Annotated in this window: 11 protein-coding genes; 2 read left to right on the top strand and 9 right to left on the bottom strand. The window is 42.2% G+C overall.

All coding sequences use genetic code 11. The annotated features are described in order from the left end of the window. Positions 1–248 precede the first annotated feature (248 nt). The 9 genes from G7074_RS13700 to G7074_RS13665 all read right to left on the bottom strand — a co-directional run bounded on the left by G7074_RS13700 (position 249) and on the right by G7074_RS13665 (position 10,917). Complete coding sequence (locus G7074_RS13700; RefSeq protein ID WP_166208857.1) at positions 249–830, bottom strand: hypothetical protein; 582 nt, start codon at positions 828–830, stop codon at positions 249–251. A gap of 8 nt (positions 831–838) precedes the next feature. After that, positions 839–3,562, bottom strand: coding sequence for a GH116 family glycosyl hydrolase (locus G7074_RS13695; RefSeq protein WP_166208854.1), 2,724 nt, complete (start codon positions 3,560–3,562; stop codon positions 839–841). A gap of 323 nt (positions 3,563–3,885) precedes the next feature. Further along, positions 3,886–4,914: a LacI family DNA-binding transcriptional regulator gene (locus tag G7074_RS13690; protein ID WP_124558290.1), complete on the bottom strand. Its 1,029-nt coding sequence runs from the start codon at positions 4,912–4,914 to the stop codon at positions 3,886–3,888. A 24-nt stretch (positions 4,915–4,938) separates the two neighbouring features. Next, positions 4,939–6,114 carry a mannonate dehydratase gene (uxuA, locus tag G7074_RS13685; RefSeq protein WP_124558289.1) on the bottom strand — a complete coding sequence of 392 codons (1,176 nt, stop codon included), beginning with the start codon at positions 6,112–6,114 and terminating at the stop codon, positions 4,939–4,941. A gap of 40 nt (positions 6,115–6,154) precedes the next feature. Next, positions 6,155–6,493, bottom strand: a complete 339-nt coding sequence (locus tag G7074_RS13680) for a hypothetical protein (protein WP_124558288.1) — start codon at positions 6,491–6,493, stop codon at positions 6,155–6,157. Between the two features lie 194 nt (positions 6,494–6,687). After that, on the bottom strand, positions 6,688–7,212 hold the full coding sequence (locus tag G7074_RS26615) for a hypothetical protein (RefSeq protein ID WP_205944047.1): 525 nt from the start codon (positions 7,210–7,212) through the stop codon (positions 6,688–6,690). Next, complete coding sequence (locus tag G7074_RS26610) at positions 7,209–8,102, bottom strand: glycoside hydrolase family 28 protein (RefSeq protein WP_205944046.1); 894 nt, start codon at positions 8,100–8,102, stop codon at positions 7,209–7,211. Before G7074_RS26610 ends, G7074_RS26615 begins: the two co-directional genes overlap by 4 nt. Positions 8,103–8,158: 56 nt before the next feature. Further along, positions 8,159–9,787: a sodium/sugar symporter gene (locus G7074_RS13670; protein ID WP_124558286.1), complete on the bottom strand. Its 1,629-nt coding sequence runs from the start codon at positions 9,785–9,787 to the stop codon at positions 8,159–8,161. Between the two features lie 122 nt (positions 9,788–9,909). Then, entirely contained in the window at positions 9,910–10,917 is a 1,008-nt protein-coding gene (locus tag G7074_RS13665) for a LacI family DNA-binding transcriptional regulator (RefSeq protein WP_124558285.1), read from the bottom strand. 483 nt (positions 10,918–11,400) lie between these two features. On the opposite strand from G7074_RS13665, the gene G7074_RS13660 reads away from it, so the two are divergent. Both G7074_RS13660 and G7074_RS13655 read left to right on the top strand, forming a co-directional pair. After that, positions 11,401–12,288 (top strand): inositol oxygenase family protein, encoded by an 888-nt coding sequence (locus tag G7074_RS13660; protein ID WP_124558284.1) that lies wholly within the window; start codon positions 11,401–11,403, stop codon positions 12,286–12,288. 62 nt (positions 12,289–12,350) lie between these two features. Further along, positions 12,351–15,389, top strand: coding sequence for a SusC/RagA family TonB-linked outer membrane protein (locus G7074_RS13655; protein ID WP_124558283.1), 3,039 nt, complete (start codon positions 12,351–12,353; stop codon positions 15,387–15,389). Positions 15,390–15,394 lie beyond the last annotated feature (5 nt).

Here is a 15,394-nt window from a genome sequence, read left to right as displayed (position 1 = left end):
GAGCTAAATTACAGACCTGATTGATCTGCATTAAAAATAAGGAAAGATCTGACTAATTTATCAAGTTGGAACGCTCCTTTTTGCGAAGGTTTATTTTAATACCAGAGCTCGCACTAAAATTGGCTTTGTTTATCCTTTCTTCGGAGTTTATTCGAATTTCAGTTGCAATTAAGCGATCAAACTCCGTTCGAATTCCGTAAATGTTATGGCGTTAATAGGATGAAAAATCAAGGTTAGTAGACCTGTCTTTATTTAGCCATTTGCTTACGCAACTCTGCTTCTTTGGCTGCATCCCAGTAGCCACAATCTAATCTGATAAAGGTAGAGCTATAAGGTACTGTTTCGTTGGTTTTAATTACCAGAACCTTAAAAAGTCCGGCCTCTCGATCGAGCTGCTTAAAAACAGAGTCGTGCAGCATGGTGTTCACAGCCGTTCCCTTTAATATAACCTGAGTTGCTTTAATTAATTGATCGGCCTTTGCACCTACCAATGGTTTAATATATTCGAGCTCACTATCCCGGTAAACAATGGGCGCTACATGATCGGAAGCTTTGATCCCTGAAATTACCTCACGCAATACAACCTCCATGCCTTCAGGAGCGTAGATATATTCCATACCAGCCGATTGTTGCAGGGGAAAAGCCTTGTCAACAACCAGGATCCAGTTTCGGTGCCCAAGCAGCGGGAGTTTCTTTTTAAACTCAGTTCTCCAGTCTGCAGCTAGTTCGTTTTTATTCGTTTCCGATTTGCCAGTGCATGCCGCCAGCCAGATGGCACAGCCAATCAAGCCCACTAAACCCAACTGTTTTATTTTTTTAAGCTTATTCATATCATCCCCTAACTAAATATTGAAATTTCGAGTATTTGATCTTTTTGAACGGTCACTTCCTGCGTCAACCTGATATTCAGCAGCCCCGCTGTACCAGCCATAACGGCATTAATGTTCTTACCCAGGAGGCTAACTTTAACGTGCTTTGCCTCCGGCTTCGTAATCTTTTCCAGCCTGATTTCATTTAACCTTAACGTACCATATTTCAACTGAAACTGATGCACCTGGGTTACCCCCTGCAATTTCTGACTATAAACTCCCCAGCCTTCGGCAGCCGTAAATGCTGCAACGAAATTTTCTTTATTCCACTTGGGTCCAAAACCAATTATTCCTTTCGGGCCGTGGTAGCTAAAACCGCAGGCGCTGAGATAGGTACCATAGCTGGCCATGGCACGGGCATAATGGTCGCTACACTCAATCTCGTTAAAGGGGTTACGTTTGGCGGCATGATGACGGTCATGTATCCTGTTGGTAAGGATAAGGCTCTCTGCATGCATACCTTCAGCCATCATATGGGCGGCCACCTGATGTTCGAACCCGCTCATACACTCGTGAAAGTAGCCCAGCTGCCAGCTCACATCTTCGCCGAAGGGCGCTTCTTCATTGTGCGGATTGGTATTCATAACCATACCACCCTCTCCGCTCAGCGCATACGGACGGCCACCAACGTGGGTTTTAATGTAGGGGCCAACGTCCATGGTAAAATTGTACTTCCATAGCGACCTAAGAGCGCTAAGGGTTTTCTTTTCATCTAGCACCCGCGGAAGCCCGACCTGAAAGGCCCAGCTCTGCCCATATACCTGATCGATATGGCAGGTATTATAAGAACCCAGTTTTTTCCTTCCCTGTACGGCATCAGGCCTATGGATAAAATATTCGCCGTTAAACAGCTCACGCTCCATGTTCTGCTTACCCTTTTCTACATAGTTCTTACATATTGCAGCAAAGGCCGTATCACCAGCTTCAGTAGCCATGGCCTGTGCGGCACTGGCCGCAGCAATACATAAACCAACTATCCAGGCAATTTCTCCTTCCCATACCGCATCCAGTGTATTTTCCATTGGGGTATCGGTCATGCCATCGCCGTTTTTATCCTGTGCCAGCATAAACTGTACAGCCAGCTTTATTTTTGTCCAGTTAGCTTTTAAGAAGGCATCATTTTGGCTCATCTGGTGCTCGCGGTAGAAACGCAAAATAGTACCAGCCTGCCCGTCAATTGCAGGACGCGATTCGTTCTCTGCGCGAAAAATAATGGCACCGGTATCTTTTACAAACCCTACCCCCAAATCTACCCTTTCGCGCAAATCGCGTTCGAGCGACGGAAAAATTCTGGCCATAGCCTGCGCATATTGCCACACGTGTGTACAGGTACCGGCACAGGCGCCCACCCCTTCCCAACTCCAGAAACGGCCGCTGGCAAAACGGTAGGTATTGGCTGTTGCTAGTGTTCCGATATTTAGAAAAGTTCGCTCCAAAAACCAGTGTGGCAATGTTGATGTTTTCCAGGTATTGCTCCAAAGTTCAGTACCGGCAGTAAGCTGGTTAAAATTGGTTTTGATAAAATCGGAAACGCTTTTCGCATCCTTAAAGCGACTGGCGTAATAATAGCCTTGTTCTGCATCCTTCACCAATTTTTTAAGCTTCGGATTAACATTGTTAAAGTGCCAGCTTATCGAATAATCTGCCTGCATGGTTTTTCCAGGCAATAGTTCCAGCGATAGGCTAATCCCTCCTACGAGCTTTTCATCTCCATCAACTTTTGCCGTAACTACTTTCAACGGATTAAAATCTGCGGTACCAACAGGCCATGGTTCCAGTGCAGGATTGGCTTTGCCATAGTCGCCATGATAGGTAAAACACATGCTGCCGTGATCACTGGCATTGATTTGATTGGCATCGGTAGTTATAAACGCCGAAACAATATCAACCGATTCAGTCCCAACATTTACAGTATTGGTTTTACTCCCCGAGCCTGGCTTGCCACTAACTTTATTTACGCCATTTTCCATCCAGCCAATCAAATCAACCGGAAATGTTTTAGCTCCTTTATTCAGCACTTCAACACGCAATATGGTTGCGGGAAGTGCAGATTTTTCCGCATCAAGCGGAATAAAAGGAGAATAAACTTTCAACCTCACCTCTAAAGGAAAATCTTTGCTGGTATACACAATATCGGCAACCGGATAAGAACCCGAAAACACCACTTCATCCCAATGGTCGGCATTCAATTCTTTAATAATAGTTTTGCCCGCAACAACCGTTTTCAGTGCGAAACCCTGATCGAGGATTCGTTTATTATCGGCAATGGCTGGTTCTATGTAAGCTGAACCATCTCTGGGCCTTATTTTACGTACGGTAGTACCATCGTTCCAGTTTACAATTTTGGGTTCTATCCCTTCTTGTGCACCTTCAAAAGTTTCGTTGTATATCTGCCACAGCCATAAACGTCCGTCGCCGCCAACATATACCGTTCCGGCGTGCAGGCCGCCCACTGGCATGCCAATATAGCGCAGCTCATTCCTGCTTTTTTTATACGTGGTGGCTGTGCCTCTTTTGTACAATGAAGCAAGCCATTTGGGATCAATATTTTTTTCTTCAGGAATATTATGCTTTGGATAGCCGGCGGCGAATATGCTATTGCCCCATACCGGAAATCTGGCAGCCATGACCCCTATTCCCAGTATACCAGCCTTTTTAATGAACGCACGGCGTCCTGATGATTGTTCTTTCATTTAATTATCTTGCTTTGCAAAGCCGGAGACACACAAAACGCTCCCCTATATCCGGCAACTCAACATTAAAACCTAAACAGGCTATGGTTAAATGCGGATGCTAAATCTTTCTATTTGGTTAAAATTTTATTCGGGATGATGGTAATAAACAGCACATTTGATTACCTCACAATTAAAGGTAATGATCTCTGCGGAGAAATCTTTTTTTTGACAAATTAGCTTAATAGTATAGCAAAATCCTTTAATGCACAGGCAACAGGCAATTAACTGAAAGGGGGCTAACTTTTTAAGGAAGCAGGATCGCTGATTAATGAAGAATAGAATTAAGCATTTAGGGGCTTACTCGATTGCCGTATATTTAGTTTGGCCTGCAGGTTAATCACCACAGGTTTGGCTGCTTTACTGCCGACTCCACCCGCTAGTTTTTTAAGCAGGAGCTGGATAATATTTTCGGCAATAGCTTCAATGGGTTGTTCTACCGCAGTAATGGATGGCCTGATAAACTCAAGCAATTCGAAATCATCAAAAGAGATTACCCCTTTGGTTTGAAGCAGTGCTTCATCGCCGGTGCGCGATAATTTGAGTCCATCCATAGTGAGGTAGTTAGCGGCAAAAATTACGGCATCTAAATGTGGATTGTTTTGTAAAAAGGTTTTAATTAGCTGGGTAGTACGCTCCGAATCCAGATATTTGATTTTTAAAACCTCCTGGGCTTTCCCGGCACGATCCAGTACTTCGCTGTATCCGCGCAAGCGATCGAGCATTTGTTGCTGTTGGGTATCGATGGTAATAAAGCCAATTTTTTCGAAACCATTATCGAGCAGGTGTTGCGTTGCGGCAGCTGTCGACCAAAAATTATCGGTTAATACGTAATCGGCATCAAGTCCGGGCAGGTAACGATCGAAAAGGACAATGGGCGTTTCGCCGCCAATAAGCCTGCCAATTTCGGTCTCCAACCCTTCGGCAAGGGCTGCAACATAAGCATCAACACGCCTTTCCTGGTAAATATTCAGGATTTCGTTTGTTCTTTCCCTGTCGTTCCCTGTACTGCTGAAGATAATTTTATAGCCATGAACGGCCGCCTTTTCATCTATGGCCCTGGCCAGGCCCGAGAAAAAGGGTTTAGAAATATCATCAACCAGAAAGCCGATAATGTTCGACTTTCCGGTTCTTAAACTCCGGGCGAGTAAATTAGGTTGGTAACCCAGCTCATCTATCGCCTTCTGTATTTTTGCAGCTAATTTATCGCTGATGTGTTTTTCTTTGGCTTTGCCATTGATTACAAAAGATACCGCTGTAATAGATGTTCCAACATGGTTTGCAATGTCTTTTATTGATATCTTTTGCTGCATGGATGATAAATAATAATTAGCTCCTTAATAGTTTCCGGTTACACCCACCTCGAGGCCGCGAAGCTCAGCAAGCCCTCTTAATCTGCCAATGGCAGAATAACCCGGATTACTTTGTTTGCCCAAATCATCGAGCATCTGGTGACCGTGGTCGGGCCTGAAAGGAATGGCAATATCTCTTAAAGCATTTTCTGCTGATAATGCTTTCATAATCTCGTACATATTTACATCGCCACCCAAATGATCGGCCTCGTAAAAACTTCCATCGCTATCTTTGGTTACATTACGAAGATGTGCAAAGTAAGTACGCGATTTTACCACGTTAAAAATTTCGAGCACATTATTGTCTACGCCCGCTCCCAGCGAACCAGTACAAAAGCACACGCCGTTAAAAGGCTGGTCTACACTTTTTAATATAAATTCGAAATCATTGGCTGTGCTGGCAATTCGGGGCAGGCCCAAAATGGGATATGGAGGATCATCGGGATGGATAGTCATTTTAATACCTTCCTTTTCGCAAACCCCGGCAATAGCCGAAAGGAAATACACCAGATTTGCTCTTAAGCCATCAAAGCCTATGGCCTGATACTCCTGAATACTATTTTGAAGGGTTTCGAGTTCGATCTCCTTTTCGTTCGGGATCCCCATCAGCACGTTAACCCGCAGCGCATCCAGGGCTTGCTGATCGAGTGTGCTGAAACGTTCTGCTGCCCGTGTTAAAACCGATGCCGGGTAATCGGCTTCAGCATTTGGTCTTTTGAGTATATACAGGTCAAAAATAGCCAGGTCTATCCAGTTAAAATACAACGCTTTCGAACCATCGGTCATTTCGAGGTCGAGTTGCGTACGGGTCCAGTCTAACACAGGCATAAAGTTGTAGCATATTGTTTTTAAGCCACAAGCTGCCAGGTTCTGAAGTGAAATTTTATAGTTTTCGATATACTTACCAGCATCTTCCCTACGGGTTTTAATGGCTTCGTGTACCGGAACGCTCTCTACCACCGACCAGGTTAGGCCTGCAGCGTCGATAATCGATTTGCGTTCCATAATATCAGCAACAGTCCATACTTCGCCATGCGGCACATGGTGCAATGCCGTAACTATACCTGTAGCGCCAGCCTGTTTTACATCTTGTAAGCTTACCGGATCGTTGGGCCCATACCAGCGCCAGGTTTGTTCTAATTTTTTATATTTGGTTGTCATATCAATTTCGATGTTGGGTTACCCCACTCTGCAGTCTGCTTTAGTACGTTACCTTGCTCTTCTGCTTTTCGGGATAAAGTTCCTTTAACCAGATATAATCGGAAACCACGTTGAGCATCTGTTCGTAATAAACATTTTGTTTTCCGGCAGCACGGCAAATAGAGAGTATAGCGGCATTGGCGTTATTGGTTTGGGAGAAAAAGAAACTGAAATTCCTGGAATAAAGCCAGCCCGGAATATCATCATCAGCCAGCGTAATTTTGCAGCTCACCATCGCTTCGGTGGGTCTGGCTTCATCTGTGCTAATGGTGTAGGTAACAGGCAACTCAATAATCGACTGCCCAAATAAATCGACCAACACGTTTATACTTTTTTTCATCTCAAACCAATAAATACACAATAGAAACGGTTAAAACAGCACTACTGTTAGGCTAAGTTGTTAAAAAAATCGGGTTGTTAAATCCAATATACTCCTATTTATTTGCGTAAACGTTTAAGTTATTCGATTAAATACTTACTAAAGCGTTTAAGTAAATCTGCGCCTCATTTGTCACTTTTTCTTTACGAAAGCAATTACTGTGCATTTTTATTTTCATGGAAATTCACCACCCGGATGTCTGCTGTATTTTTCTGTTCGATAGCTTTACCCGCATAAGCAGGTTTATTTGCACCCCAGATTACCGCACTGTTCATTAAACTTACATACCCGGTGTTTTCGAAGTAAAAGCCAGCAATTGAACTTTTTACCAGCCCCTCTACATTGCTCGGCCGGCGATCGTACACCCCGCCAGTTTCTTTAGTGGTTTTATTCAGGAGCACACTTACCTGATCGAAATAAATATTCGAAATCTTATTCCTGCTTTCGCCGCTAATGTACACGCCACTTTCGCCAGTACAACGGATATTGCTGAAATAAATATTGGTAACAGCCCCTACCTTGCCTTTGGTTTGCCCCTTTGGTAAACGCCAGCCGGCATCTTTGTTATTGGCGGTAGCACGCGGGTAGGCAGTAATGTAAATCGGCTCTGCTTTACCCCACCAAACATCAGTAAAAAGCCTCGATTCGACCAGGATATTCGAGAAAACCACATCACTCACGGTTCCTTCATCGCGGTTTTGGATACCCAGCCCCTGTTGCTGTTGCGGATATTGCAGTTATTAATGAGTACATGGCTAATGCGGTCCATATTTTCAGAGCCTATTTTAATGGCACAAGAACTCGAAGTCATGGTGCAATTGCTAATCACAATATTTTCGCAGGCGCCATATTCTTCATATTCGCGGCGGTTTTTAAGGCAAATGCAATCATCGCCCGATTCGATATAACAGTTGTTGATCCTCACATTTTTACTGTGGTCTAAATCAATGCCATCACTGTTTCTTATTTTAATGCTGTTTAGCAGGGTAATATTCGAAATGGAAACATCGTTGCAACCTACCAGATGCACTGTCCAATAGGCCGAATTTTGAAAAGTAACCCCATCAATATTCAGTTTTTTACAGTCGATTAAAGTGAGCAGGTGCGGGCGCGGATCTACAACGTTAAAAGGTTTCAATACATAAGAATCGCTTAGCTCTTCGCCCATAAAAGAAATTCCGTTGCCATCAATTACACCACTGCCGGTAATGCTTACCTGCTCCAGTTTTTCACCACCTATCCAAATGGTTCCTTCGCCTTTATTTTCGCGGAAAGCACTTTTGGTGTACAGGCTTTCATCGGGGCTTGCTAAAATTTTCGCGCCGCCTTCTACCCGTAGCTCAACAAAGGATTTTAAATCGAACGGGCCACTTAAAAACACATGGCCTGCGGGTACAACTACCTGCCCGCCACCTGCAGCATTACAGGTATTAATTGCCTTTTGAATGGCAATGGCATCATTTGTTTTTCCATCGCCAACAGCTCCAAACTTTTTAATGTTATAGGTTTGTTGTGCAACTACCCTAATCGAAAACAGCAGGGCAAGCGCAATGAATACTTTAATTTTCATTATTGTTGAATTGATTCTTACTTAATAAAACTACCGCCGATTGGTATTGTATCTGTTTACCAGAATACAATGTACAGCGCGGCCAGAATACCACAGATAATTACCGAGCATACTGCAAATGCAGGGCTAACCTTAAACATAGTGCGGTCTATTTCCAGCCCTTGTTCATTGTCTTTGCTTTTTGGATCGGTGAGTGTTACCACAACCATCAGTAAAATAACGATAACGAAAACCCACGACATCCGGTTAAGGAAAGGTATGTTACCGATTAATCCATTGCTAATTGTAGGTAGAAACTTAAAGAAAATAGACAAGGGGATGGTTACCATAGCGGCGGCAAGCGCAGCGCGCGAGGTTGTTCTTTTCCAGAAAAAGCCCAATAGGAAAATGGCAAATATTCCCGGCGAAATAAAACCAACATACTCTTGTATAAACTGATAAACCTGATCGAAACTTCTTAAAGCTGGCGCCACCACAATGGCAATAAGCGAGGCCAATACCACAGACCAGCGACCTACGGCAACCAACCTGCGTTCTGACGCTTCGGGTTTGATGTATTTTTTATAAATATCGAGTGTAAAAATGGTGGCAATACTATTCGATTTTCCGGCCAGGGAAGCCACAATAGCCGCCGTTAAGGCCGCAAAGGCCAGACCTTTTATGCCTGCAGGCAACAAATTCATCAATACCGGATAGGCATGATCGGGCTTCACTACCCCCGCAGCATCGAGCATTTCGGCTTGAAAATAGCCTCGTTGATACAGTACAAAGGCTGCAATACCCGGAATAACCACAATTACCGGTATCAGTAATTTTAGAAAGGCTGCAAAGATTAATCCGTTCCTGCCTGTTTTTAAATCGGCACCCAAGGCACGCTGTACAATGTATTGGTTACAACCCCAATAGTTCAGGTTATTGATCCAAAGACCACCAATCAGCACGGCAATGCCAGGCAGCTCGTTATAAAACTTATCACCTTTCGAAAAAATCATGTGGAAATGGTCTGATGCTTCGCTTTTTAAAAGTGGAAGCGCGCCCAGTACGGTATGCGTATCGAGCTTCTCTGCAACCAGTTTCAAAGCCATGTAACAGGTAATCAATCCGCCAATAACCAGCACAAACACCTGGATTACATCGGTATAACCAATCACTTTCATGCCGCCCAGGGTAATAATGGCCGAAAAAATAGCCAGAAATACAATACAGGTATTAAACGAGATGCCGGTAATGGTTTCAATAGCAATAGCACCCAGAAAGAAAATAGAAGTTAAGTTTACAAACACATACACCAGCAACCAAAAAACAGCCATTAAAGTACTTACGGTATTGTTATAACGCCTGGAGAGAAACTGCGGCATGGTGTAAATCTTGTTCTTCAAATAAATGGGCAGAAAATACACCGCTACAATAATCAGCGTAGCAGCAGCCATCCACTCGTAACTGGCAATGGCCAGCCCCATGGCAAAACCCGAACCCGACATGCCAATAAAGTGCTCTGCAGAAATATTAGAAGCGATAATGGATGCCCCAATGGCCCACCAGGTTAGCGAACCTTCGGCCAAAAAGTAATCTTTGGTATCGGTTTGTTTCTTTTTTTTACTACGATAAACCCAATAGCCATAAGCAGATACGATAATAAAGTAGATAAAAAATACGATGCAATCGAGCACAGAAAGGTGGTTCATAAAAGGGATGATTATATTTGGTTTTTTTTAAAATTCAGAAAAAATCCCCAAGGTTAAAGCCTTAAAGCTTTTATTTAATTACGTAAACGTTTTCGGATATACCGCCCAAAAACAGGTAATCATTAACCTTCTGTTGATGCCCGTTTAATCAGTACAGATTTAAGCACAATATCTTTATCATCGCCAATACCCCTTTTATTTAAAACCTTAAACAGGCATTTTGCAGCCTCATTTCCGATTTCGAATGCAGGTTGTGTAATGGTGGTTAACGAAGGATTAAGCAGTTTAGCCGAGCTCATATTGCAAAAGCTCAGTATTTTAACATCCTGAGGAATTTGCAACTGCAAGTCCACGCAAGCCGAATAGGCCGGTATAATAAATTCTTCTATTGAAGAGAAAAGACCATCCGGTGCATGTTGCTTAAACAATGTGCTGATGTTTTGCAGGTTGGTTTCTTCATCTTCGCTATAATGCACCACCAATTCCTCACTTACCATTAAACCATGTGCCTGCAAGGCATCGCAATAGCCTGAAAACCTGGCCCTGCCTGCCGGAAGTTTTTCGAGCCCGTACAAGTAAGCGATTTTCGAACAGCCGCGTTCAATCAGGTGTTCGGTAGCCGTGTACGAGATCTGGTAATCATCGGTAGTTACCTTAAAAGTATCGAGTTCTTCGTAAACGCGGTCGAAAAACACCATTGGTATCTTATTTACCAGGTTTTTATAATACTCATTGTTGTATTCATTGCTCGATACCGATGTTAAAATCCCGTCTACCCTGCCGTTAAGCAGGCTGTTGGTAAACGACATTTCCATTTCGGTGTCTTCGTGGGTTTGGTAAATGAGCACATGGTAGCCATATTGCCTGGCTATTTCTTCAATCCCTTTAATGGCCAGAGAGAAAAAGTTATTGGCTACACAGGGAATAATAACTGCAATGGTTTTGGTTTTGTTACTCCTGAGGTTACTTGCCGCAGGGTTTGGTGTATAGTTCAGTTCTTTTGCAAGTGTCCACACCCTGTTCTTTGTTTTTAAGCTAATCTCATAGCTATCATTCAGCGCCTTCGAAACCGTGGCAATAGAGATATTCAACTCCTGCGCAAGCCTTTTGATATTAACCTCTCCCGACATCTTTAAATCCTTAAGTATTGTTAGTTTTTGTTTGATTTATCGACAACCACACAGCCAATCCTCCTGTCTTTTATACCATCCGTCATTCCATTCCTGATGTTAGGTTTAGCGATCTGGATAAAAAAGGAAAAGCCTAAATGCACCAGGTTAAACTTGATGCATTTCTTATAAAGGGTAAACTATCTGGTTATCAATTACGGATGAAAGGTTACATGTAACAAATCCAATCCGCTTATACGAAAATACAAAATAATCGTAACAACAACGGTTATTTAACACATCTATTTCGCTAAAAGCTGCAATAACCGAGCAGCTACCCGAAATTAAATTAAACAACTGTATATCAACAAATAACAAACCAAAAAAAAAAAATTACGTAATCGTTTAAGTAAATAAAATTGGCCAAACGTAAAAGTTTAAGTTTTCAAAAACTCAACTTTATACAACCAAAGCATATTATTTAACCAAATCATTTCTAGTCTTATGAGCAACGAAAACACACTTTCGAAGGACAATCAGAATCCATTGAAAAATCTTGACCAATGGGAAGAGGATATCTTAATCCGCTACCCGGATCCGACAAGTATTAATGCGGATAAAAAAGAAGAACAGTTCAGAAATTACGAAGAAACAGAGAAAGATGGCGTAAAGGAATTTTACAAATTAAACCATACCTACCAAACCTACGATTTTGTTCAGCAGAAAAAAGCTGAATACTTGAAATTCGATAAAGAAGAAATGCCCGTTTGGAGTGCTTTTGATTTCCTGAATAAACTGGTTGATGATTCTGACCCTGATACCGATCTGGACCAGATGCAACATCTTTTACAAACATCGGAAGCGATCCGCAATGATGGCCACCCCGATTGGATGGTACTGGTTGGCCTGATACACGACATGGGAAAAGTGCTCTGCCTTTACGGAGAACCACAATGGGCAGTAGTAGGCGATACCTTTCCGGTTGGCTGTGCCTATTCAGATAAAATCGTATATCCCGAATTCTTTAAGCTTAATCCTGATATTAATAATCCAGAATATCAAACCAAATTGGGCGTATATACCCAAAACTGCGGTTTGGATAACGTACACATGTCGTGGGGGCACGATGAATATGTGTACCACATGATGAAACCCTACATTCCAGAGGCGGGTTTGTACATGCTCAGGTACCACTCTTTTTATGCCCAGCACCGCGAAAACGCTTACGATCATTTGATGAGCGAAAAAGACCACGAGCTGTTTAAATGGGTAAGACTTTTTAATCCATACGACCTCTACTCGAAAAACCCCAACCAAAAAAGCTGGGCAGAACTAAAACCTTATTACGAAGCTCTTGTGGCTAAATATCTTCCTACCAGCATTAAGTTTTAAAAAACCAAATATTAATATACCAAACTAACAAACCAAATTATGAACCTAATGCTACAAGAATCATGAAATCAAAATTCAAAAGCTTAAATTATGGCTGCATTATTTTGCTCTTTCTGCTTATCAGCCAATCGTTCAACGTTGCCTTTGCGCAAACTGAACGAAAAATTACAGGAAACTTATTGGATAATGCCAATATGCCTATAATAGGGGCCTCCGTTTCGGTTAAAGGAACCAATAAGGTTACCGTTACCGGCGACAATGGCGCATTTAGTATTACCGCAAAAACGGGCGACAAACTTGTTTTTACCTTTATGGGTTACGAGCCAAAAGAACTTACCATAGGTACGGGTTCTAACTACAAAGTAACCATTAGCGAAGCCAATACCTCACTTACAGATGTTGTTGTGGTAGGCTACGGAAAAGGTTCGCGCAAGGGCCTATCGAGTGCCATTACTTCGGTAAAACCCGAAGAATTAAATAAAGGCGCAATTGCAGATGTTGGCCAGTTGCTACAAGGTAAAGTTCCGGGTCTGAACATTAGCGCCAGTGGCGACCCAAACAAACCTGCGGCAGTAATTTTACGTGGTGCATCTACCATTAACAGTCCGGGAGCACCCTTTTACGTAATTGATGGTATCCCCGGAGCCGATATTGCAGCGATAGCGCCTGCCGATATTGCATCAATCGATGTGTTAAAAGATGCTGCAGCAACTGCTATTTATGGTAACCGTGCGGCTAGTGGTGTAATCATAGTAACCACTAAACGTGGTAAATCAGGCAAGCCACAGTTAAACTACAGTGGCTATGTAGCTGCTGAAAAAGTAAGTAATCAGCTCGATTTAATGGATGCCGATCAATTAAGAACTTACCTTACTGCCAACAAGGTAGCATTTTCGCCAAATGATGATAAAGGCGAAAATGTAAACTGGATGAAAGCCATTGAGCGTTCTACTGCTTATTCGCAAAACCACAACCTTTCCTTTAGCGGAGGTACCGATCACAGCAACTACAGCGCCAGCTTAAACTATTTTAATAAAGAGGGTATTTTATCTAAAAGTTCATTAAACCGTATTATTGGCCGGTTAAACATCGATCAGTATGCCTTTAACGATAAAGTAAAATTCAGTTTAAACCTGTCTAACTCAAGTAGCAAATCTATTAACGAACCATTACAAAACATTGTATTGCTACAGGCCGCAAAACGCTTACCTGTTTCTCCAATTTTCAATGCAGATGGAACTTACTTCGAAAACCTGAATAACACAGGTTACTTTAATCCTTTGGCTATTGCCGATAATGCACAGGACGAAACAAAATACAACGTTTTAATTGGCGGCTTTAATACGGAAGTTAAACTGCCTTTCGGTTTTACCTACAACATTAACCTTTCTTATCAAAAAACAACTGCTAACCATGGCGAGTTCTACAGCAGTTATTTTGGGAAATACCCAACATCGAACTTTTATAACAATCCCGATCCAGGTATTGGCATTGCACACACCCTTATTGGTGGTGTATTTGGCACCAACGGATCGGCTTTAAGAAGCACCTTCGAAAACACCAATAAAATATTAGAAACCTTCTTAACCTGGGATAAGAAAATTGGCGATCACACCTTAAATGCTGTTCTGGGCTATAGCTATCAGGATAATATTGTTGGTGATGGTTTTCAAACTTCAAGTACAAATTTCCCAACTGATTTTGTTGGCTTCCAAAACCTTACTTTGGGTAATCCCTATGCCATTCCGTCTTACCGCATTAATTTAGGAAACGACCTAACCTATGCAAGAATTTTGTCAATCTCCGATTTTTTCAGGTTAAACTATAACTACAAGGGTAGATATCTTTTACAAGGTTCAATCAGACGTGACGGAAGCTCAGCCTTTGGTAAAAATAACCAATGGGGCTATTTCCCATCCGTTGGTTTAGCCTGGAGAGTAAGCGAAGAAGGTTTTATGAAAGGACAATCTTTCGTTAGTGATTTAAAAATCCGTGCCAGTTATGGCGTTACCGGGAACTCATCGGGTATAGGTGCCTATTATGGACAGTTAATTTATGGCATTAGTGGTACTTACTACAATAATGGCGTTCAGGCAGCAGCCTATGCACCAATACAAGGTTCAAACCCCGATTTGAAGTGGGAAAGAACATCAACCAAAAACCTTGGTGTTGATTTTGGATTCTTAAACAACAAAATTACAGGTAGTGTAGATGTGTATGATAAAAACACAAATGGCATGCTTTTCAAATACGGTGTACCACCTGCACTTGTTCCCGGTGGCCAATTGTATGCAAACGGTGGTAGCATCAACAATAAAGGTATCGAAGTAAGCTTAAATGTATCGCCGGTTACTACCAAAAGTTTCTCTTGGTTAAGCACCATTAACATGGCTTACAACAAAAACAAAATTACCAGCTTACAAGGCCCAATCTCCAATGCCGATTCTATTCGTTACTCAGATCCTGAAGGACCGGGACAAACCAATGCAACTTTACAAATCCTAAAAGTGGGTTACCCGCTTGGCCAGTTTTTCACGCTAAAATATGCAGGTAAAGATGCCAGTGGTAATTCATTGTTTTATAAGCGCGATGGTTCTACAACAACCACTCCGGGCATTGGAACCGATTATTTTTACCTGGGCAATGCACAGCCAAAAGTGTTAATGGGCTGGAGCAACACCTTCAAGTATAAAGAATTAGAGCTGAACATCTTTTTAAGGGGAACCTTTGGCAATAAAATATTTAACGCCACCAAAGCAGATTTATCTTACACCGCAGGTGCAGCAGTGAATAACATACTAAACAGCGCTGCCGATGATAAAGTAACGGATACCAGAAACTCGTTCTACTCAGATCGTTATATCGAAAATGGTTCTTATGTGCGTTTGGATAATGCAACTTTAGGCTACAATTTTAAAAACCCGGTTAAGTATGTAAATAATGTTAGGGTTTATTTATCAACCAATAACTTATTTACCATTACAGGGTACAAGGGAATTGATCCTGAGATTAATCAAGGCGGTGCTGCCCCGGGTATAGATTATAACAACTTCTACCCGAAAACCCGTACGTTTTTACTCGGTCTTAACGCATCATTTTAAAATAC

The organism is Pedobacter sp. HDW13 (assembly GCF_011303555.1).
In the GTDB taxonomy this organism is placed as follows: domain Bacteria; phylum Bacteroidota; class Bacteroidia; order Sphingobacteriales; family Sphingobacteriaceae; genus Pedobacter.
Note: the sequence above shows the minus strand (reverse complement) of the source record. Positions and strands in the feature narration are given on the sequence as shown.

Bases quoted from the DNA above. Each gene is read 5' to 3' on its own strand.
- G7074_RS13680 (WP_124558288.1), bottom strand. From the start codon at position 6,493: ATGAAAAAAAGTATAAACGTGTTGGTCGATTTATTTGGGCAGTCGATT.
- G7074_RS13690 (WP_124558290.1), bottom strand. From the start codon at position 4,914: ATGCAGCAAAAGATATCAATAAAAGACATTGCAAACCATGTTGGAACA.
- G7074_RS13665 (WP_124558285.1), bottom strand. From the start codon at position 10,917: ATGTCGGGAGAGGTTAATATCAAAAGGCTTGCGCAGGAGTTGAATATC.
- uxuA (WP_124558289.1), bottom strand. From the start codon at position 6,114: ATGACAACCAAATATAAAAAATTAGAACAAACCTGGCGCTGGTATGGG.
- G7074_RS13700 (WP_166208857.1), bottom strand. From the start codon at position 830: ATGAATAAGCTTAAAAAAATAAAACAGTTGGGTTTAGTGGGCTTGATT.
- G7074_RS13655 (WP_124558283.1), top strand. From the start codon at position 12,351: ATGAAATCAAAATTCAAAAGCTTAAATTATGGCTGCATTATTTTGCTC.
- G7074_RS13660 (WP_124558284.1), top strand. From the start codon at position 11,401: ATGAGCAACGAAAACACACTTTCGAAGGACAATCAGAATCCATTGAAA.
- G7074_RS13670 (WP_124558286.1), bottom strand. From the start codon at position 9,787: ATGAACCACCTTTCTGTGCTCGATTGCATCGTATTTTTTATCTACTTT.
- G7074_RS26610 (WP_205944046.1), bottom strand. From the start codon at position 8,102: ATGAAAATTAAAGTATTCATTGCGCTTGCCCTGCTGTTTTCGATTAGG.
- G7074_RS13695 (WP_166208854.1), bottom strand. From the start codon at position 3,562: ATGAAAGAACAATCATCAGGACGCCGTGCGTTCATTAAAAAGGCTGGT.